The organism is Bradyrhizobium niftali, assembly GCF_004571025.1.
GTDB lineage: Bacteria > Pseudomonadota > Alphaproteobacteria > Rhizobiales > Xanthobacteraceae > Bradyrhizobium > Bradyrhizobium niftali.
This window is the reverse complement of sequence record NZ_SPQT01000012.1, coordinates 74,109-94,496: the sequence shown is the minus strand read 5'-3', so window position 1 is coordinate 94,496 and position 20,388 is coordinate 74,109. Positions and strand designations below refer to the sequence as shown.

The 20,388-nt window shown below is 66.7% G+C and carries 14 protein-coding genes; 1 reads left to right on the top strand and 13 read right to left on the bottom strand.

All coding sequences use genetic code 11. The features are described from left to right. Nucleotides 1–88: 88 nt before the first annotated feature. A complete protein-coding gene (locus E4K65_RS21395) occupies nt 89–1,366 on the top strand; it encodes a multidrug effflux MFS transporter (protein ID WP_135175860.1) in 1,278 nt (425 codons plus the stop codon). Nucleotides 1,367–1,535: 169 nt separating this feature from the next. Here E4K65_RS21395 and ligA read toward each other — a convergent pair whose 3' ends face one another. The 13 genes from ligA to murD form a co-directional block, all read right to left on the bottom strand. Beyond that, a complete protein-coding gene (gene ligA, locus E4K65_RS21390) occupies nt 1,536–3,683 on the bottom strand; it encodes an NAD-dependent DNA ligase LigA (protein WP_135175859.1) in 2,148 nt (715 codons plus the stop codon). Between the two features lie 167 nt (nt 3,684–3,850). Beyond that, nucleotides 3,851–5,524: a DNA repair protein RecN gene (gene recN / locus E4K65_RS21385; protein ID WP_135175858.1), complete on the bottom strand. Its 1,674-nt coding sequence runs from the start codon at nt 5,522–5,524 to the stop codon at nt 3,851–3,853. Nucleotides 5,525–5,537: 13 nt separating this feature from the next. Next, nucleotides 5,538–6,428 (bottom strand): outer membrane protein assembly factor BamD, encoded by an 891-nt coding sequence (locus E4K65_RS21380; RefSeq protein ID WP_027544674.1) that lies wholly within the window; start codon nt 6,426–6,428, stop codon nt 5,538–5,540. Nucleotides 6,429–6,674: 246 nt separating this feature from the next. After that, complete coding sequence (gene lpxC, locus E4K65_RS21375) at nt 6,675–7,637, bottom strand: UDP-3-O-acyl-N-acetylglucosamine deacetylase (RefSeq protein ID WP_135175857.1); 963 nt, start codon at nt 7,635–7,637, stop codon at nt 6,675–6,677. Nucleotides 7,638–7,993: 356 nt separating this feature from the next. After that, entirely contained in the window at nt 7,994–9,793 is a 1,800-nt protein-coding gene (ftsZ, locus tag E4K65_RS21370; RefSeq protein ID WP_135175856.1) for a cell division protein FtsZ, read from the bottom strand. A gap of 87 nt (nt 9,794–9,880) precedes the next feature. Then, nucleotides 9,881–11,203: a cell division protein FtsA gene (gene ftsA, locus E4K65_RS21365; protein WP_027544671.1), complete on the bottom strand. Its 1,323-nt coding sequence runs from the start codon at nt 11,201–11,203 to the stop codon at nt 9,881–9,883. Beyond that, nucleotides 11,200–12,228: a cell division protein FtsQ/DivIB gene (locus tag E4K65_RS21360; RefSeq protein WP_135175855.1), complete on the bottom strand. Its 1,029-nt coding sequence runs from the start codon at nt 12,226–12,228 to the stop codon at nt 11,200–11,202. The genes ftsA and E4K65_RS21360 overlap by 4 nt, the downstream gene beginning before the upstream one ends. 339 nt (nt 12,229–12,567) lie before the next feature. Next, on the bottom strand, nt 12,568–13,554 hold the full coding sequence (locus E4K65_RS21355; RefSeq protein ID WP_135175854.1) for a D-alanine--D-alanine ligase family protein: 987 nt from the start codon (nt 13,552–13,554) through the stop codon (nt 12,568–12,570). Nucleotides 13,555–13,678: 124 nt separating this feature from the next. Beyond that, nucleotides 13,679–14,596, bottom strand: a complete 918-nt coding sequence (gene murB / locus E4K65_RS21350) for a UDP-N-acetylmuramate dehydrogenase (RefSeq protein ID WP_135175853.1) — start codon at nt 14,594–14,596, stop codon at nt 13,679–13,681. Nucleotides 14,597–14,783: 187 nt separating this feature from the next. Further along, nucleotides 14,784–16,187: a UDP-N-acetylmuramate--L-alanine ligase gene (gene murC / locus E4K65_RS21345; RefSeq protein ID WP_135175852.1), complete on the bottom strand. Its 1,404-nt coding sequence runs from the start codon at nt 16,185–16,187 to the stop codon at nt 14,784–14,786. Between the two features lie 123 nt (nt 16,188–16,310). Further along, nucleotides 16,311–17,411 (bottom strand): undecaprenyldiphospho-muramoylpentapeptide beta-N-acetylglucosaminyltransferase, encoded by a 1,101-nt coding sequence (gene murG / locus E4K65_RS21340; RefSeq protein ID WP_135175851.1) that lies wholly within the window; start codon nt 17,409–17,411, stop codon nt 16,311–16,313. 178 nt (nt 17,412–17,589) lie between these two features. Beyond that, complete coding sequence (gene ftsW / locus E4K65_RS21335; protein WP_027544664.1) at nt 17,590–18,741, bottom strand: putative lipid II flippase FtsW; 1,152 nt, start codon at nt 18,739–18,741, stop codon at nt 17,590–17,592. A gap of 239 nt (nt 18,742–18,980) precedes the next feature. Next, the gene (murD, locus tag E4K65_RS21330) at nt 18,981–20,381 is read right to left on the bottom strand and encodes a UDP-N-acetylmuramoyl-L-alanine--D-glutamate ligase (RefSeq protein ID WP_135175850.1); all 1,401 of its coding nucleotides are present in this window, start codon (nt 20,379–20,381) and stop codon (nt 18,981–18,983) included. Nucleotides 20,382–20,388: the final 7 nt, after the last annotated feature.

Below are 20,388 nucleotides of genomic sequence, written 5' to 3'. Positions count from 1 at the left end.
AATCCGTATAGCCGCATTCCGAAACGCCGATATCGGTCTTGCGCGAGCAAGCTACAGTCCGATTCGAACCTGTCAGAGACGGACACGCATGCACGGCATGATCAGCAGGCCGCCGGAAGCGGCAATGAAGACCATCGCGACCTCGCGCGTGGTGCTGCTGCTGCTCGTCGTCATGACCGGCATTGCGCCGATCTCGCTCTACATGCTGGTTCCGGCGCTCCCGGTGCTGGCGACGAACTTCGGCAGCGACATCTCGGTCGCGCAGATGACGGTGTCGCTCTTCATGGTCGGCATCGCCTGCTCGCAGCTGATCATGGGGCCGCTGTCGGACAAGTTCGGACGGCGCCCGGTGCTGCTCGCAGGGCTCGCGCTGATGGTGGCGGCGAGCGTTGCCTGCATCTTCGCGCAGAACCTGCCGCAACTGATCGCCGCGCGCTTCTTCCAGGCGCTCGGCGGCGCCACCGGCATGGTGGTGAGCCGCGCCATCATCCGCGACATCTACGAGCGCCAGCGCGTCGCCTCCATGATCAGCCTCGTCGTCGCGGCCCTGATGATCGGACAGATGCTCTCGCCGCTCACCGGCGGCCTGATCGAGACCGCGTTCGGCTGGCGCGCGATCTTCTACGCCATCACCATCGGCGCAGTTGCGGTCGCCGTCGGCATCGCCGTGGCGCTGCCGGAAACGCGCCGCAGCCGCGCGGCCGGCAGCGGCTTTCGCGCCGACATCGGCATCCTGATCAGGAACCGCGCCTTCGTCGGCTACGTGATGTGCCAGGTGCTGGCCTCGCAGATCATCTTCACCTTCGCCGGCGGCGGCCCCTATATCGTGGTGACGCAGATGGGCCGCAGCAGCGCCGAATACGGCGCGTGGTTTGCGACGTCAGGCTTTGCCTATCTCGTCGGCAATCTGCTCTGCGTGCGCTTTGCGCCGCGCCACGCGCTGGAAAAGCTGATCTGGTTCGGGCTCTGCCTTCAGCTCGGCGGCAGCCTGTTGAACCTGTTCTGGAGTTTTGCCGGCTGGAATGAAGCGCCCGCTTGGCTGTTCGGCACGCAGATGATCGTGATGGCCGGCAATGCCTTCGTGATGGCGAATTCCGCCGCGGGTGCGATCAGCATCCGCCCTGAAGCGGCCGGCACCGCGTCGGGCGCGATGGGCTTCCTCCAGCAGGGCATCGGCGCGCTGATGTCGCAGTTCGGCGCCTATCTCGGCGGCCACTCCTCGACGACGCTGCCGCTGACCTCCGCCGTGCTCGCGGTCTCGCTGCTCTGCGCCTGCATGATGATCTTCGTCGTCCCCCGTCGCGAGATCGTGGTGAGCGAGACGCTGATCGAGCAGGCGGAGGAGGAAGAGAGCGGGATGATGTAGCCGTCGCGGTGAGCGACTGCCGTTACAACACCCTCGGTGTCATCCCCCGCGAAGGCGGAGGATTCAGTATTCCAGAGACGGTGCAGGGATACGGAGAGGCCGCGGCGTACTGGATCGCCCGCCTGCGCGGGCGATGACAGCGGAGCAGGAGGTCAGGAAGGCGCCCACCTCACTCCCCGATCAGCTTCAGCCACTCGTCTTCGGTCAGCACCTTGACGCCGTGCTTGTTGGCCTCGGCGAGCTTCGAGCCAGCGCCGGGGCCGGCGACGACGAGATCGGTCTTCTTCGACACCGAGCCCGACACCTTCGCCCCTAGACGCTCGGCGGTGGCCTTGGCTTCATCGCGCGTCATCTTCTCCAGCGAACCCGTGAACACAACGGTCTTGCCGGCGACGGCCGAGTTGCTCTTCGGCTTCTCCGCGTCGACGATCTCGACTTCCCTGGTCAGGCGCTCCACGATGCCGCGGTTGTGGCTCTCGCCGAAATAGTCGGCGATGCTCTTGATCACGGTGTCGCCGATCTGGTCGAGCGCATCCATGTCCGCCATCGCCTCCTCGTCGCCCTTGGCGACCTTGAGGCAGGCGTCGTGGAACGCCTCCCAGGAGCCGTAGCCGCGCGCCAGCGCGAGCGCGGTGGTTTCGCCGACATGGCGCATGCCGAGCGCATAGACGAAACGCTCCAGCGCGATTCTGCGCCGGCTCTCGATCGCGGCGAAGAGGTTGCGCACGGAGGTGGCGCCGTAGCCCTCGATCTCCTCGAGCTTGAGTTTCGCGTTGCGCTTCTCCAGCGTGAAGATATCGGCGGGCTCCTTCACAAAACCTTCGTCGAAGAAGTACTGGAGCTGCTTCTCGCCGAGGCCGTCGATGTCGAAGGCGCGTCGCGACACGAACAGTTTGAGGTGCTCGATCTTCTGATAGGGGCAGGCGAACTCGCCGGTGCAGCGGGCGCGCGAGCCCTCTTCGCCGGCGGCCGTCTCCTCGCGCGTGACGTCGGTGTGCAGCGGGCACGGGCACTTCTTGGGGAAGTGGAATTCCTTGGCACTCTTCGGCCGCTTGTCGAGGACGACGTCGACCACCTGCGGGATGACGTCGCCGGCGCGCTGGATCACGACCGTGTCGCCGACCCTGATGTCGCGGCCCTCGCGCAGCACCTCGCCCTTGTTGCCGATGCCCTTGATGTAATCCTCGTTGTGGAGCGTGACGTTCTGCACGATCACGCCGCCGACGCCGACCGGCTCGAGCTTGCCGACCGGCGTGAACGAGCCGGTGCGGCCGACCTGGATCTCGATGTCGCGCAGCACCGTCATGGCGCGCTCGGCCGGGAATTTGTGTGCGATGCCCCAGCGCGGCGTGCGCGAGACGAAACCGAGCCGCTCCTGCCAGTCGATGCGGTCGACCTTGTAGACGACGCCGTCGATATCGTAGTCGAGCTCGGCGCGCTCTTCCTCGATCCTCTGATGGAACGCGATCAGCTCCTCGACCGAGTGACACAGCCTGGTCAGCGGATTGGTCTTGAAGCCGCAGCGCTCGAACCAGCGGATCATGCCGCTCTGCGTCGCCTCCGGCATCGCGCTCATCTCGCCCCAGGCGTAGGCGAAGAAGCCCAGGGGGCGCGAGGCGGTGATGGTCGGATCCTTCTGGCGGAGCGAGCCGGCGGCCGAGTTGCGCGGATTGGCGAAGATGGTGCTGCCTTCGGCCTTCTGCCGCTCGTTGAGCGCGAGGAAGGCCTTCTTGGTCATGTAGACCTCGCCGCGCACCTCGCAGATGTCGGGAATATTGCGCCCCTTGAGCTTTTGCGGGACGTCTTCGAGCGTGCGGATGTTGGCGGTGACGTCCTCGCCCTCCGCGCCGTCACCGCGCGTCGCGGCGGTGACGAGCTCGCCGCCCTCATAGCGCAGCGACATCGAGAGACCGTCGATCTTCGGCTCGGCGGAGAAGTCGATCTTGTCGTCGTCGAGCTTCAGGAAGCGCACGATGCGGCCGACGAAGTCGCGCACGTCCTCTTCGGCAAAGGCGTTGTCGAGCGACAGCATGGGAAGGGAATGCCGCACCTTCCTGAAGCGGCCTGACGGCGCAGCGCCGACCTTCTGCGAGGGCGATTCCGAGCTGACGAATTCCGGAAAGCGTTTTTCGATCGCGTTGAAGCGCTGGCGCAACGCGTCGTATTCGGCGTCGGTGACGGTGGGCGCGTCATCCTGATAGTAGCGCTTGTCATGCTCTTCGAGCTCGAGCGCGAGCCGCATGAGCTCGACCTTGGCCTGCGCCTTGGTGAGCTCGGCGACGTCACGGAGCGGTTTGGATTTTGCTGCTCTTGCCATGGTGCTTGGATACGACGGAGCGGGCGGGAGGGTAAAGATGGGCGGAGGTCTTGTTCCCCGGACGCAGTGTAGCGCTCGTTCAGCGGTGCACTGCAGAGCCGGGGCCCATGCGGCGGCATTCTGGGTCCCGGCTCACGGCGCGCTGCGCCGCGTCCGGGACACGAGGCTTAAGCCGTCGCCGCCCTGAGCAGCCGGTCTGCGGCCGCCCTCGCCTCGGCGGTGATCTCGGCGCCGGCGAGCATGCGCGCGATCTCCTCGCGGCGGTGGTCGGCGGCCAGCGCATTGACCCGGGTGGCGACGCGCTTGCCCTTGTCGAGGGCGTCCTTGGAGATGAGCAGGTGCTGGTCGGCCCGCGCGGCGACCTGCGGGGCGTGGGTCACGGCCATCACCTGCACCTTGCCGGCAAGCCGCGCCAGGCGCCCGCCGATGGCGTCGGCCACTGCGCCGCCGACGCCGGTGTCGATCTCGTCGAACACGAGGGTCGGCGCCGAGCCGCGGTCCGACAGCACGACCTTGAGCGCCAGGAGAAAGCGCGACAGCTCGCCGCCGGAGGCGACCTTCATCAGCGGGCCCGGCTTGGTGCCTGGATTGGTCTGCACCCAGAACTCGACGCGGTCGATGCCTTGCGGCCCCGGCGCGGCCTCGTCGGTTTCGACCTGGGTCATGAATTTCGCGCGCTCGAGCTTGAGCGGGGCGAGCTCGGCATTGACGGACTTGTTGAGCTTCTCGGCCGATTTCTGCCGCGCCATCGACAGTTTCTTCGCGGCAGCGGCATAACGCGCATCGGCCTCGATCGCAGCCTGCTCCAGCTTCTTCAGCCGCGAGGCGCCGGCATCGATCAGTACGACGTCGGCGGCGTATCTGGCGGCGAGCGCGGCGAGCCCGTCGACCGGCGTCGAATATTTGCGCGAGGCGGCGCGCAAGGCGAACAGGCGCTCCTCGATGCGTTCGAGCTCGGCCGGGTCGAAGTCGGTTGCGGCCAGCGCGGCCAGGAGATGCTGGTCGGCTTCCTCCAGCGCGTTGATCGCGGCGTCGATCGCCTTGACCGCGGGCTCGACCAGCGCCGGCGAATTGACGCCGCGGCGCTCCAGCCGGCGCACCGCGGCGGACAGCGTCGCGACCGGCGAGTGATTGCCGCCGACGGCCTCCTGCGCCTCGCGCAGGTCGGAGGCGATCTTCTCGCCCTGCATCATCGTGGTCCGGCGGGACGCCAGCGCGGTCTCCTCGCCGTCCTTGGGGGCGAGCTGCTTCAGCTCGTCGGAGGCGTGGCGCAGATAGTCGGCCTCGCGCGCGGCCCGCTCCATGCCGGCGCGATGCTCCTCCAGCTCGGTGTTGGCGGTGCGGCGCGCCTCCCAAAGCGACTCAACGACTGCAACGTCCTTCTCGAGGCCGGCAAAGGCATCGAGCAGGCGGCGGTGAGTGGCGGCATCGACCAGCGCACGCTCGTCATGCTGGCCGTGGATCTCGACCAGGGCGGCGCCGACCGCCTTCAGCGTCTGCACGCTGATCGACTGGTCATTGATGAAGGCGCGGGTGCGGCCGTCGGCGAGCTGGACGCGGCGGAGAATCATCTCGCCGGTGTCGTCGAGGCCGTTCTCGGCAAGGATCTTCGTCGCGGGGTGATTCTTGGGGATATCGAAGACGGCCGTGACCTGCCCCTGCTCCGCGCCGTGGCGCACGAGGCCGGCGTCGCCGCGGCCGCCGAGCGCCAGCGCAAAGGCATCGAGCAGGATGGATTTGCCCGCACCGGTCTCGCCGGTCAAAACCGCGAGTCCGGTGGCGAATTCGATATCGAGCCGTTCGATCAGGACGATGTCACGGATCGACAGTCGCGCCAGCATGGAACCAAATTTCCTAGCCGAGACCCATCTTCTTGAAGGTCTTGCTGATCCAGGACCCCTGATTCTCGCTCGGCTCGAGACCGCCGGATTTTACAAGATTATAGGCGTCCTTGTACCAGCGGCTGTCAGGAAAATTGTGGCCAAGTACGGCCGCCGCCGTTTGCGCCTCGCCGACGATGCCGATCGCCATATAGGCCTCGGTGAGCCGGTAGAGCGCTTCCTCGACGTGGCGCGTGGTCTGATACTGCGTGACCACGGCCTTGTAGCGGTTGATCGCGGCCGTGTAGTCGCGCTTCTGCGCGTAATAGCGGCCGACGTTCATTTCCCTGCCGGCGAGCTGGTCGCGCGCGCCCTCGATCTTGGCCTTGGCGGAGGTCGCGTATTCGGACGTCGGATATTTGCGGACCACCTCTTCCAGCGAGGCGATCGCCTTCTCGGTGCGGGTCTGGTCGCGGCTGATGTCCGGAATCTGGTCGTAATGCGAGGCGGCGATCAGGTATTGCGCGTAGGCCGCGTCCGGGCTGCCGGGGTGCAGCGTGACGTAGCGGGTGGCGGCGCCGATGCAGCTGTCATAGTCGCCGCCCTGGTAGGACGCATAGGCCGACATCAGCAGCGACTTGCGGGCCCAGTCGGAATAAGGATGCTGGCGGTCGACCTCTTCGAACTTCTTGTTCGCCGCCTTCATGTCCTTCTTCTCGTTCATGAGGTACAGGCCCTCATTGTAGATCTTGTCGGCGGGCTCCTCGACGAAGGTGTCGTCCTTGGCGGTGAACTTGTCCCAGAGCGCGCCGGTGCCGCAGCCGGCCAGCGGCAGCGCGAGCATGATGAAGGCAGCGGCCTGAAGCAGCCCGCGGGCGAGAGGCGAGATCAAGAGATATCCGCGCGTCATACGCTGTGCCGACATGAGTTTAAGCCCTGACGCCCTGTGATGCGGTGCCCGCCAGCCCACGAACCTCGTCATGGGCGCGAAATGTAGCCGTGGTGCCTGCCGTGCGACCACGCCGATGTATCCGAAAAACGATCGTTAACCTACCGTATGGGCAGGCATTTCGCCCGGATTAAGGCGAACGTGCCGCAATGCTAGTCGATCATGGTTACCAGGAGTTTCCCGGGGACAGCCGCCGCCAGACGCCCGCGGGCACAAGTCTCTTCAGGACACGTCCGGCCCGTAGGCCGCGGCGATCCGGCCGCCGACGATACCGCGACCGGTTTCGACCACGGGACGCGTGGTGCGACGCACCGCCTCGCCCTCGACCACCCGCCAGGCGGAACGGTCGGCAAGCAGCGCGGTCAGGACGGCGTGGTTGAGCTTGTGGCCGCCGCGCACCGAGCGGTAGGCGCCAAGCAGGGGCAGGCCGGCCAGCGCGAGGTCGCCGATCACGTCCAGCACCTTGTGGCGGGCACATTCGTCAGCGTAGCGCAGGCCCTCGGTGTTGAGCAGCCGCTCGTCGTCGAACACGACGGTGTTGTCGAAGGAGGCGCCGAGTGCGTAGCCCGCGCCCCAGAGCCGGGCGACGTCGCACATCAGGCCGAAAGTCCGGGCGCGGCCGACTTCGCGGCGGAAACGTTCCGGGCTGAGGTCGAAGGCGTAGCTCTGCCGGCCGATGACGGGATTGGTGAAGTCGATCTCGACCTCGGCGCGGAACCCGGTGGCGTAGGGCCGGATCTCGCCGAAGGAGTCGCCGATCTTGACCGAGATCGGCTTCAAAACCTGAATGAAGCGGCGCTGCGCCGGCTGGGTAACGATGCCGGCCTGGTCGATCGCCGCAATGAAGGCCGCGGCGCTGCCGTCCATGATCGGCACTTCCGGCCCGTCGATCTCGATCGTGGCGTTGTCAACGCCCATGCCCCGCAGCGCAGCAAGCACGTGCTCGGCGGTGGAGACCAGCGGACCGTTGCGATCGCCGAGGACGGTGGCGAGGTCGGTCGCGATCACCTGCTCGGCGGTCGCCTGAACTTCGCGGTCACTTCCTTCAAGGCCGGTGCGGACAAAAACAAAACCTGCATCGACGGGCGCAGGTCCAAGCGTGAGGTTGACGGGAAGACCGGAATGAACGCCGACGCCGGCCACGGTGGCTTGCGCACAAAGCGTTGTTTGCCGGCTAAATTTCATCAGGAACCCGCCCCACTACGACCCACTGCGACTTATACTCGACCCGACCGGCAAAGCCCGCCGTCCGAATCCGTATCCCCAAGTCACGACAAACCATAGTCACTGCCCCAAACAGCGCCAACTCACGCTTTTTTACCGATTGTTACCCCAAACCTGCCGTATTCGCGCCAAGGCTTAACCAAATTGCGCCGAGGTTTTGGGCCGCTGCTGGCGGTTTCACTGAACCACCGAGTACGTAATTAATGATTTAAAATCAGTTGCTTGGCCATGCAGCCCAGGCATGCCCGGTCAAAAAGGAAAGGTCCCGGCAGGCTTCCTGCCGGGACCTTTTTTCGTCCGCCTTATTGTAACAATCCTCAGGTCGCCTGCCGCCGCAGGAAGGCCGGGATATCAAGATGGTCGTCTCCCTGTGGCGCCGGCGCAACAGGCGCGGAGCGGCCATGCATGTCGAGGCCCTGCGGCGCGGGACGGCGGGCATACTCTGATACCGGCTCGCTGGCTGCGATCTGCTGCGCCACGCTCTTCTGCGGACGGCGGTCCGGCAGCGGCGGCATCGCCGGACCCGTGGTGCGGGCGGCAACCGGCGGCTCACTCTCCTCGTCGCGGCGGCCGAGGCCGACATTGGCGAGGCGCTGGAGCAACGACAGGCGGCTCTTCTGCGGGGTCTCTTCTTCAACCTCGCCGCGGGCCTGACGAATCTCGGCCTGGGCCGGCATCGGCAGTTCATCGAGGCGCGGCATCCGCGGCGCACGCACCGGCGCACGCTCGGCCTGCGGCGGGATGAAGTTTTCGGGCGTCATCGGCTCCTGCATCGCGACCGGGGCCATGTCGGGCTCCGGGAACAAGGTCGGCTTCTGCGCGATCGGGCGCACGGTGACGTCGCCGTAGGTCTGCATCGGGGCGGGCGCCTGCGGGACGTCGGCAACGGCAGCCGCGATGGCGGCGAGCGCAGCGCGCTCGACGTTCGCACGCGGCGCCATCGGCGCGGCCGGCGCGGAGGCGGACGCCGGGCCCTGCGTTTCCAGCTTCTGGGCACGTTCGGCCAGGCGCTGGTTGTCGGCACGCAGACGCGCGGTCAGATCGGCGAGACGGCTCTCGGCCACGGCGGCCGGAGCTGCGGGAGCCTGGTGCACCTGCGGCGCTGCGTTCGCAACCGGAGCGCTGGTGGCCTGGCTGTTGCGGGCGATCGTGGCCTGCTCGATCCCGGTGGCGACGACGGAAACGCGGATCAGACCATCGAGCGCTTCGTCGAAGGTGGCGCCGACGATGATGTTGGCGTCCTGGTCGACCTCCTCGCGGATGCGGGTCGCGGCTTCGTCGACCTCGAACAGCGTGAGGTCCTTGCCGCCGGTGATGGAGATGAGAAGGCCCTTTGCACCCTTCATCGAGCTGTCGTCGATCAGCGGGTTGGCGATCGCAGCTTCAGCGGCGGTCAGCGCGCGCTTGTCGCCGGAGGCCTCGCCCGTCCCCATCATTGCCTTGCCCATTTCGCGCATGACGGCGCGGACGTCGGCGAAGTCGAGGTTGATCAGGCCTTCCTTGACCATCAGGTCGGTGATGCAGGCGACGCCCGAGTAGAGCACCTGGTCGGCCATCGCGAAGGCGTCGGCGAAGGTGGTCTTCTCGTTGGCGACCCGGAACAGGTTCTGGTTCGGGATGATCAGCAGCGTATCGACCACCTTGTGCAGCTCGGCGATGCCGGATTCGGCAGTGCGCATGCGGCGGGCGCCCTCGAAGTGGAACGGCTTGGTCACCACGCCGACGGTGAGGATGCCCATGTCGCGCGCGGTCTTGGCGATGACGGGAGCAGCACCGGTGCCGGTGCCGCCGCCCATGCCGGCGGTGACGAACACCATGTTGGCGCCCGAGAGATGGTCGCGCAGCTCGTCGATCACCTCTTCGGCCGCCGCGGCGCCGACGTTCGGCTGCGAGCCGGCGCCGAGGCCTTGCGTGACCGCCGTGCCCATCTGCACGATGCGCTGCGCCTTCGACATCGTCAGCGCCTGCGCGTCGGTGTTGGCGACCACGAAGTCGACGCCCTGGAGGCCCGCCGTGATCATGTTGTTGACGGCGTTGCCACCGGCGCCACCGACGCCGAACACGGTGATCCGGGGCTTCAGTTCGTGAATATCAGGAACATTGATGCTGATGGTCATGTTTGCCTCTCGATCACGCGCGCGTGGGTTCGCCCCGGCCGGCGGCCGCGGGAGTTGGTGAAAATCGGGAATTACGGAAAGGAGTCATCAGAAGCCCTCGCGTAGCCATCGTCCAACCTTTCCGAAATAACCGCCGGTCCCTGTCCTGACCTGCTGCCGCGTATGCCGCGGTTCGACATGTTCCTGGTGAACATATTGCGGGTAGACGAGGAGTCCGGCCGGCACCGCGAACGCAGCGTTCTTCGCCTCGTTGGGCAGCCGGCCGAAGCCGAGCGGACGTCCGACCCGCACGGGCCGGCCGAGAATCTGGGTTCCGAGTTCGACGAGACCGGTCAGCTGCGAGGCACCGCCCGAGAGCACGACGCGGCCGTTGGGCTCTGACGCGAAGGGCGAATCCTTGAGCCGGTCCCGGACCATTTCGAAGATTTCCTCGGCACGGTGCTTGACGATGTTGGCGATGGTGGCGCGGGAGACGATCTGCGGCAGATCCTGCTCGTCACCGGCTGTCGGCACAGACATCAGCTCACGCGAGTCCGATCCGCCGGTGATGACGGTCCCGTATAACGTCTTGATTCGCTCGGCATCGGCAATGGTCGCGGAGAGTCCGCGCGCGAGATCCATCGTGATGTGTTGCCCGCCGACAGCAAAACCCGCCGCGTGCACGAAGCGGCCGCCGGCATAGACCGCGATCGTGGTGGTGCCGGCGCCCATCTCGACGACGGCCGCGCCGAGATCGGCCTCGTCGTCGGTCAGCACCGACAGGCCGGCGACATAGGGGCTCGCCGCCATGGCTTCGACATTGATGTGGCAGCGCTCCACCGCGAGCATCAGGTTCCGCGCCACGGTGGCGTCACAGGTGACGACATTCATGTCGACACCGAACTGATGCGCGACCATGCCGCGGGGATCGCGGATGCCCTTGACGCCGTCGAGCGTGTAGCCGACCGGCAGCGCGTGCAGAACGGTGCGGCCCTCGCCGGTGGCGTGGCGCATGCCGGTGGAGGTGACGCGGCTGACGTCGGCCGGGGTCACGGCGCCGCCGCGGATGTCAGCGGCGGCTTCGACCAGCTGGCCGGAGAGCCGGCCGCCGGAGACCGAGAGCAGCACGGACTCGACCCGCACCTTGGCCATCTTCTCCGCAAGCCCGACGGCCTGGCGCACCGCCTGCTCGCATTCGCCGAGATCGACCACCGCGCCGGCCTTCATGCCGCGCGACTGGATCTGGCTGTACCCGATCAGTTCCACCGCGTGGGTGCGGCCGCGCAACGCATCGCTCGGCGCCGACGGCTTCAGCCGCGCGATCATGCAGGCGATCTTGCTGGTGCCGATGTCGAGGCAGGCGACGATGCCGCCGCGCTTGTGCGGCATCTGGCGCGTCTTCGGCGTCTGGGTGCGATCGAGACCGGTCATGCAGCGTCCCCGGCCTTCTTTTTCTTCTTGTCCTTGAACTGGTCTTCGCGCGCCTTGGCGGCGTCCTCGGACAGCTGCACCACCAGGCGATCGGGCAGGCGCATGTCGACGGCGACGATGTCGCGGGAGAACAGCTTGTCTTCCTTGTCGAGCCTGGACAGCATCGCAAGCGCGTTGCCGACGTCCTGCTCGGGCAGGCGGATGTCGAGGCCGTCCTTGAGCCTCAGGTTCCAGCGCCGCTCGCCGACGTAGATCGCGGCCTTGGTGATCGAGTTGACCTGCGGATAGCGCGCCAGCAGCGCGAGAAAATCACGGGCCTGCGTGTCGGCGCCCTTGCCGACCACGAGCGGCAGCGCCAGGAACCGGCGCGAGACATAGGGCTCGAGCACCGCGCCGTCGTCGGCGATGACGGAGAGGCGGCCGGCCTCCTGCCACAGCGCGAACGCCTTGCGCTCCGTGAGCTCGATCATGAGCTGGCCCGGATAGAGCTTCAGCACGGTCGCATCCGCGATCCAGGGATTGGCCTTGAGCTTGTCGCGCACGGCGTCGGCGTCGAGGAACAGCAGCGAGGAACGGCCGCTGACGCCGCCGATCGCGAGGATCTCGTCCTGGGTGAGCTGCTTGCGGCCGTTGATCACGACGGAGGTGATGCGGAAGCCGGCGGAATTGGCCATCGCGTTGCGGGCGTCGCTGACCGCCGTGACGAAATCCTGGAGGTGGCCGCCCTTGACGATGCCGAAGCCGCAGCTTCCGATCAGCAGCAGCACGGTCATGCTGATCCCGACCCGGCGCGGCAGGTAGCGCTCGACCAGCGCGACCACGCGCGGCGGCGGCTCGCGCTCGACCAGCGCCTTGGCCTTCGCTTTGGTCTTGATCTTGTCCTTGGCGGCAGCGCGAACCTCGACGCGCTTGTCCTGCACCCACTCGCGCAGAAGCACGACCGCTCCGATAGCGGCCGCCTTCAGATCAGCTTGGGGCCTCAGCGATCTCAGAAGCGACCGGGTGAGGCTTCCTGCACCATCCATTGCACGAGCTCGTCAACAGTTTGCCCGCGACATCGCGCGGGTCCTGGCGAACATGACGTCTCGGACTTGCCGGGCCGGATCAGCAGACGAAGCCTCTCCCATCAAAGCGTTCGCTGGAGGTGACCTCACCCGCAACAGCTCACGCGCCGGCAGCCAAAGCGCCATATGCGCCGCCAGCGTTAACCTTCGGATGTCCTGGTAAACAAAAGGTAAACTTCGTTAACGCCGGACGCTTTTTGCCCAGCCCTGTGAGGCATTTATGCCGCGATGTCCGGCATTTTACCGGATTTGGGGCCCAAAGCGGGCCGTTTCGCCCGTTTGGCCGTTAACCAGTCCTAACTATTTCCGCACACCCCGCCCGGCGAGCTCGACCAGGCCGTGCAGGAAGTCGACGAACGCGATGCCCTCGGCCTTCAGCGCCTTGGGGTAGAGCGAGGACTTGGTCAGCCCGGGGAGCGTGTTGGTTTCGAGATAGATGAGGCCCTTGGCCGAGACGATGAAGTCCGAGCGGGAATAGCCGGTGCAGGACATCGCCCGGTGCGCCAGCATCGCCTGCTCCTTGAGGGCGGCGGTGATCTCGGGTGCGAAACGGCCGGGGCAGATCTCCTGGGTCGATTTCAGAAGGTATTTTGCGGCGTAGTCGAAATTGCCCTCGCCCGGAATGATCTCGATCGGCGGCAGCGAGACGATCGAGCCGTCGGTGCGCTCCAGCACGCCGCAGGTTGCCTCGATGCCGGCGATATAGGGTTCGATCACATACTCCTCGTGCTTCGCGGCATTGCGGACGGCGACGAGGTCCTGCCTGGCGTTGACGAAGATCAGGCCGTAGCTCGACCCGTCCCGCGCCGGCTTTGCGATCAGCCGGCCGTATTCGGCGAAGGCCTCGTCGATCTCGTCCAGTGCAATGTTTGCCGGCGGTGTCACGCCGCCGAGTGCGGCGAAGTGCTTCGCCGCGATCTTGTCGAAGGCGAGATGCGAGGAGGCCGAGCCCGAGCCGGTGAACGGCACGCCGCGCGCCTCGCACATCACCTGCAGTTCGCCGTTCTCGGCACGTCCGCCATGCAGGCCGAGCACCAGCACGCGATCTTCCGCCCTGGCCTGGTCGAGCGCGTCTGCCAGCGGAATGCCTGATGTGCCGGGCTTGAACTCGTCCTCGAACGGGCGAGCATGTTCGAGCAGCTGCTTCGACTGCACCACATGCACCTTGTCCTCGACGTCCCACCACCAGAGATCGGCCTCGGGCAGCGCCTGATGCAGCGCCTGGGCCGAGGCAACCGAGACCAGACGCTCCCGGTTGGAGCCGCCGAAGAGGATGGTGATGCGCATGTCTTCCGTTACCTATCCAGTCATCATTCCGGGATGCGCCGCAAGGCGCAGGCCCGGAATCCATACTCCCGATCGTGGTTATGGATTCCGGGCTCTCGCTTCGCGAGCCCCGGAATGACGGTGATCATGAAACCCCGATCCGCTTGATTTCCCAGTGCAGCTCAATTCCGGAATTGGCCTTCACGCGTTCGCGCACGGTCTCGCCCAGCGTCTCGATGTCGTGCGCGGTGGCATCGCCCGTGTTGATCAGGAAATTGCAGTGCATCTCCGAGACCTGCGCGCCGCCGACGCGCAAGCCGCGGCAGCCGGCGGCGTCCACCAGCTTCCAGGCAGAATGGCCGGGCGGATTCTTGAAGGTCGATCCGCCGGTCTTTTCGCGGATCGGCTGCGCGGTCTCGCGATGGCTCTGCACCTCCGCCATGCGCGCGCGGATCGCGTCCGCCTCCTTGACCTCACCGCGAAAGCGCGCGGACGTGAAGATGATGGAGGGATCGACGCCGCTGTTGCGATAGACGAACTTCATGTCGGCATTGGAGAAGACGTGCTTTGTGCCATCGCGGCCGACGCCTTGCGCCTCGATCAGCACGTCCTTGGTCTCGCCGCCATTGGCGCCCGCATTCATGCGCAGCGCACCGCCGATCGTGCCGGGAATGCCGAAGTAGAATTCGAGCCCGCCGATGTTGGCGGATGCCGCCACCTCCGCCACGCGCTTGTCGAGCGCAGCCGCGCCTGCAGTGACGATATCACCGCTCGCGGTCGCTTCGCCAAAGGCGCGCGGTGCCAAACGTATCACCACGCCCGCAATGCCGCCATCGCGCACGATCAGGTTGGAGCCGACGCCGACGACATAGACCGGGATGTCGGAAGCGAGATGCGCGAGGAAATAAGCGAGATCGTCCTCGTCCGCCGGCGTGAACAGCACCTGCGCCGGACCGCCGACGCGAAACCAGGTCAGCTCGGCCAGCGACTGGTTGGCCAGCAGCCGGCCGCGCAGATCCGGCATTGCGGCTTTGAGCGAGGGTGTGATGTCGGGGAAGGTCATGCAACTCCCTCAATGGAGGGAAGCACACTGCTTCCGTTCCCTCCCCCCTTGCGGGGGAGGGTCAGGGAGGGGGGTAGCCCCAAGCGAGATTGGAGTTTGTGGCCACCCCTCTCCCCCACCCTCCCCCGCAAGGGGGGAGGGAGCGCGGTGTGCCGTGTGGCCCCAGATGAGTTACACAAGCGCATGCTCACCCCAGCGCCTTCAATTCGCCGGGCAGTGCATACGCCCATTGCGTGATGTTGCCGGCGCCAAGGCACACGACGAGATCGCCCGATGTCGTGAGCCCCTTGACGATGCCCGCGAGCTCCGGCGCCGCCGGCAGCGGGACCACCTCACGGTGGCCATGGGCGCGCAGGCCGGCGACGAAATGATCGCGGTCGATACCTTCGATCGGCGCTTCGCCGGCGGCATAGACATCGGCGACAACAACCGCGTCCGCATCGTTGAAGCAGGTGCAGAATTCCTCGAACAGCGATTGCAGGCGGGTGTAGCGATGCGGCTGCACCACGGCGACGATCTTGCCGTTGGTGGATTCCCGCGCCGCCTTCAGCACCGCCGCGATCTCAACGGGGTGGTGGCCGTAGTCGTCGATCACGGTGACGCCGTTCCATTCGCCGGTCTTGGTGAAGCGGCGCTTGACGCCGCCGAAACCGGCGATCGCCTTGCGGATCGCATCGTCCGTAACGCCGAGCTCGCGTGCGACGGCAATCGCGGCCGTCGCGTTGGAGGCGTTGTGGCGGCCCGGCATCGGCAGCATGAGATCGGCGATCTCGTGCACGGCGCCGGTCTTGCGATCGCGGAACGCGACCTTGAACTTCGATCCGCCGCCCGTCGGGGTGAGATCGACCAGTCGCGCATCGGCCTGCGGATTCTCGCCGTAAGTGATGATGCGGCGATCCTCGATCTCGCCGACGAGACTCTGCACCACGGGATGATCGATGCACATCACGGCAAAGCCGTAGAACGGCAGGTTCTCGACGAAATGACGGAACGCGTCCTGCACCGCCTCGAAGGTCTTGAAGTGATCGAGATGCTCGGGGTCGACATTGGTGACGATCGCGACATCGGTCGGCAGCTTCAGGAACGTGCCGTCGCTCTCGTCGGCTTCCACCACCATCCAGTCGCCGGCGCCGAGACGTGCGTTGGAGCCGTAGGCGTTGATGATGCCGCCATTGATGACGGTGGGATCGAGCCCGCCGGAATCGAGCAGCGTCGCGACCATCGTCGTCGTCGTGGTCTTGCCATGGGTGCCGGCGATGGCGACGCAGCTCTTCAGCCGCATCAGCTCGGCCAGCATCTCGGCGCGGCGCACCACAGGGATGCGCCGTTCGCGCGCCGCCATCAATTCCGGATTGTCGCGCTTGATCGCGGTGGACACGACGACGACCTCGGCGCCGTCGACATTCTCCGCCTTGTGGCCGACCGAGACCTTGGCGCCCTTCTTGCGCAGACGGTCGAGATTGTAATTGTCGGAGGCGTCCGAGCCCTGCACGGCGTAGCCGAGATTGACCAGCACCTCGGCGATCCCGCTCATGCCGATCCCGCCGATCCCGACGAAGTGGATGGGTCCGATCTCGCGCGGCAGTCTCATGCTCTGTTCCCTGACCTCGCCGCCGGAGACGGCGGCATCTGGCGAAGGTCACGGCCAAATCAGCCGCGCGCCTTTCCTATTGGATGCCCCGCTTTAGAAGGCGAAGACAAGGGCTTTTTCGCGTCAGATTCCCGCGACCTTGACCACCAGATCGGCCAGCCGTTCGGCGGCATCGAGCCGCCCTGCCCCCTTTGCAGCCGCAGCCATGGCGGCAAGGCGCGCCGGCTCGGCGGCGAAGGCGGAGATTTCGGAAGCCAGCCGATCCGAGGTGAACTCGGTCTGCGGAATGCGGATCGCGCCATCGACCTTGGCCAGCACGCCGGCATTGGCGAACTGGTCCTGGTCGATCGAGCCCGGCAGCGGCACCAGGATCGACGGCCGGCCGATGGCGGCGAGCTCGGCGACGGTGCCGGCGCCGGAGCGCGACACCACCAGATGGTTGGAGGCGAGCCGCGCCGGCAGATCGGTAAAGAACGGCGCGAGCTCGGCATTGATCTTGAGCCTGTCGTAGACCGCGCGCACGCGATTCATGTCCTCGTCGCGCACCTGCTGTGTGAGGCTGAGCCGGCCCCACAGCGCAGGCTCGAGCCGCTCGATCGCGCCTGGCACGATGTCGGCCATGATACGCGCCCCCTGGCTGCCGCCGACGACGAGCAGGCGCAGCGGGCCGTTCGCCTCGGGTGCGGCATAGGGCACGGCGGCCGCGGCGAGGATCGCCGGTCGCATCGGCGTGCCGACGGTCGTGGTCTTGCCTGATAGCGCCGGGTCGCGGTCGAGCACGCCCGGCAACGACGTCGCGATGGCGCGGACGCGGCTCGACAGAAACCGGTTGGCGCGGCCGAGCACCGCATTGGCGTCATGGATGATGCCGGGCACGCCGGCGAATTTTGCCGCGACCAGCGGCGGCAGCGTCGGGTAGCCGCCGAAGCCGACGACGGCGACCGGCTTCAATCGCTTGATCAGGCTGTAAGCGGAAAGCGTGCCGGCGGCGAGCGTGAGACCGGCGTAGGCGAGCTGGAACGGATTGCGGCCGCGCGCAGTCTCGCTCGAGACGACGTCGATCATGTCCTTGCTGAACAGCCCGCTGTAGCGCAGCGCCCGCTCGTCCGTGACGAGACGCACGCGAAAGCCGCGCCGGATCAATTCGACGCCGAGCGCCTCGGCCGGAAACAGATGGCCGCCGGTGCCGCCCGCGGCGAGAAGAATCAGGGGGGAGGTGTCCATGGCGGGGAGGTTTTACAATGTCTCCATTGTCATTGCGAGCCGGCTACACGATGCGCGTGCACCGGGCGCAGCGCAGCGCGCTGCCCTTCGCAGCGTGGTGCGCTGCTGAACCGGGGCCCATGGTTGCACCGTTCTGGGTCCCGGCTCTGCGCTTCGCTTGTCCGGGACACGAGACTTGTCACGCGTAGCTGCGCATCGCCTCGGCGTGGCCGCTGGCCTCGACCTCGGTGCGCGGACGCAGCCGCGTCAGCGCCAGCATCATGCCGACGCCATAGGCGAGCGACACGATCGAGGAGCCGCCATAGGAGATGAAGGGCAGCGTCATGCCCTTCGCCGGGATGAGCTGGAGGTTGACCGACATGTTGATCGCCGCCTGCACGCCGAACAGGATCGCAAGGCCGGAGGCCGCAAAGCGCGAGAACATGTCCTCATTGGCATAGGCCCGCGACAGCGTGCGGATGACGACGAAGGCGAACAGCGCCAGCATGGCAAGGCACAGGATGATACCGAACTCTTCCGCCGCGACCGCGAACACGAAGTCGGTATGACTGTCCGGCAGGCTGCGCTTGGCGATGCCCTCGCCCGGTCCGAGCCCGAACCAGCCGCCGTTGTAGAAGGCCTCCATGGCGGTATCGACCTGGAAGGTGTCGCCCGAGGCGGGATTCATGAAGCGCCTGATGCGGCCGGCGACGTGCGGGACGAACAGGTAGGCGCTGAAAAGCCCGGCGGCGCCGAGGCCGGCGAGCCCGAACACCCAGATCATGCGCATGCCCGCGATGAAGAACAGGGAGCCCCACACCATCAGGACCAGCATGGTCTGGCCGAAATCCGGCTCCATCACCAGCAGCGAGACCAGCATCAGCAGCAGCACCAGCGCCATCGAGGTCGCCGGCATCTCCGGCCGCCTGGTCGATTCCGCGAACAGCCACGCGGCGATGACGACGAACGATGGTTTTGCGATTTCGGAGGCCTGGATGTTGACGCCGAGCAGCGTGATCCAGCGCCGCGAGCCCTTCACTTCCGGACCGATCGCGAGCGTCACCACGATCAGGATGATGCTGACCGCGAAGATGAGCAGCGCGCTTCGCCGGATCGCGCGCGGCGACAGGAAGGAGACCCCGAGCAGCACCAGGCAGGACGGCGCCAGGAACATCACGTGCCGGCTGAAGAAATGGAAGGGATCGAGCCCGATGCGGGTCGCAACCGGCGGGCTCGCCGCCAGCGACAGGATCACGCCGGTCAGCATCAGCGCCAGGATGGCGCCCATCAGCGGCTTGTCGACGGTCCACCACCACTCGGAAAAGGGGGTGCGTTCTTCACGGGAGAGCATGGGCGGCCGCTTTCGGACGGAGGTCAGCCCATTGGTCGCCGAGGTTGGTTTACGGGGGGTTAAGGAAACGGGAATGTTTCGAGATAGAGGGAGCCCTCACCTCAAATGCTCGTCATGCCCCGCGAAGGCGGGGCATCCAGTATTCCAGAGCCGTCGAGATTCATAACGACAGCCGCGGCGTACTGGATCGCCCGGTCAAGCCGGGCGATGACAGCGGAGTGAGGGACGGGGGCGTTGCCTCACACCACCGGCTTCACACCCGGCAGCGCCTGCACCAGCTCGCGGAACCTGGTGCCGCGGATCTCGAAGTTGCGGTACTGATCGAAGGACGCGCAGGCGGGCGAGAGCAGCACGACGGCGTCGGTGAGACCCGAGGCCTCCGCGTCGCGCGCGGCGTGCTCGACCGCAACGTCCAGCGTCTGGCTGATCTCGTGCGCCACCTGCGTGCCCAGCGTGCCGGAAAACTCCGGCGCGGCCTCGCCGATCAGGTAGGCCTTGCGGATGCGCGGGAAGTAGCCCGTGAGGCTTGTGATACCGCCGGCCTTCGGCTTGCCGCCGGCGATCCAGAAGATGTCGGCAAAGGACGACAGCGCATGCGCGGTGGCATCCGCATTGGTGCCCTTGGAGTCGTTGACGAACAGCACGTTGCCGCGGCGGCCGACCTGCTCCATGCGATGTGCAAGGCCCGGAAAGCTGCGCAGGCCGTTCTGAAGCACCTCAAAGCTGATACCCATTGCGAGCGCGGCGGCGGCGGCGCAGGCCGCGTTCTGCGCGTTGTGCAGGCCGCGCAGCGAACCGATGCCGCCGAGCCTGGCGACCTCGCTGCGCGCGCCGCCCGCGGTGCGCACGATGGTGCCGTGCTCGACATGAATGCCGCTCGCCAGCGGATTCTTGACGGAGATGCGCACCACGTTCTTGCCGGCGCGGTCGAGCCGGTCGGCGATGTCGCGGCAAAACCCGTCGTCGACGCCGACGATCGAGGTGCCGCCTGCCTGCACGCCGGCGACGAGGCGCTCCTTCACCGCGGCGTAGTGCGCGATGGTGCCGTGACGGTCGATGTGGTCTTCGCTGACATTGAGCAGGATGCCGACGGAGGGATCGAGCGAGGGGGTGAGGTCGATCTGGTAGGACGACATCTCGATGACGTGGACGCGGCCCGTGCGCGGCGGCTCCAGCGACAGGATCGCGGTGCCGATATTGCCGCCCATCTGGGTGTCGTAGCCGGCGACCTTGGTGAGATGCGCGATCAGCGCCGTCGTGGTCGACTTGCCGTTGGTGCCGGTGATGGCGACGAACGGCGCATCCGGCGCATGGCGCCGCCGCTCGCGGCAGAACAGCTCGATGTCGCCGATCACCTCGACGCCGGCCTCGCGCGCCTTCAGCACGCTCCAGTGCGGCACGGGATGGGTCAGCGGCACGCCGGGCGCAAGCACCAGCGCTGCGAAATTCGCCCAGGAGACGTTGCGCAAGTCCGCGGTGATGAAACCGGCCTGCGCGGCCTTGGCGACGTTGTCGGCATTGTCGTCGGCGGCGATCACCTCGGCGCCGCCGGCTTTCAGCGCGTGACAGGACGCGAGCCCCGAGCCGCCGAGGCCGAATACCGCGACTGTCTTGCCGGCGAAGGACGTAACCGGGATCATCGATCGA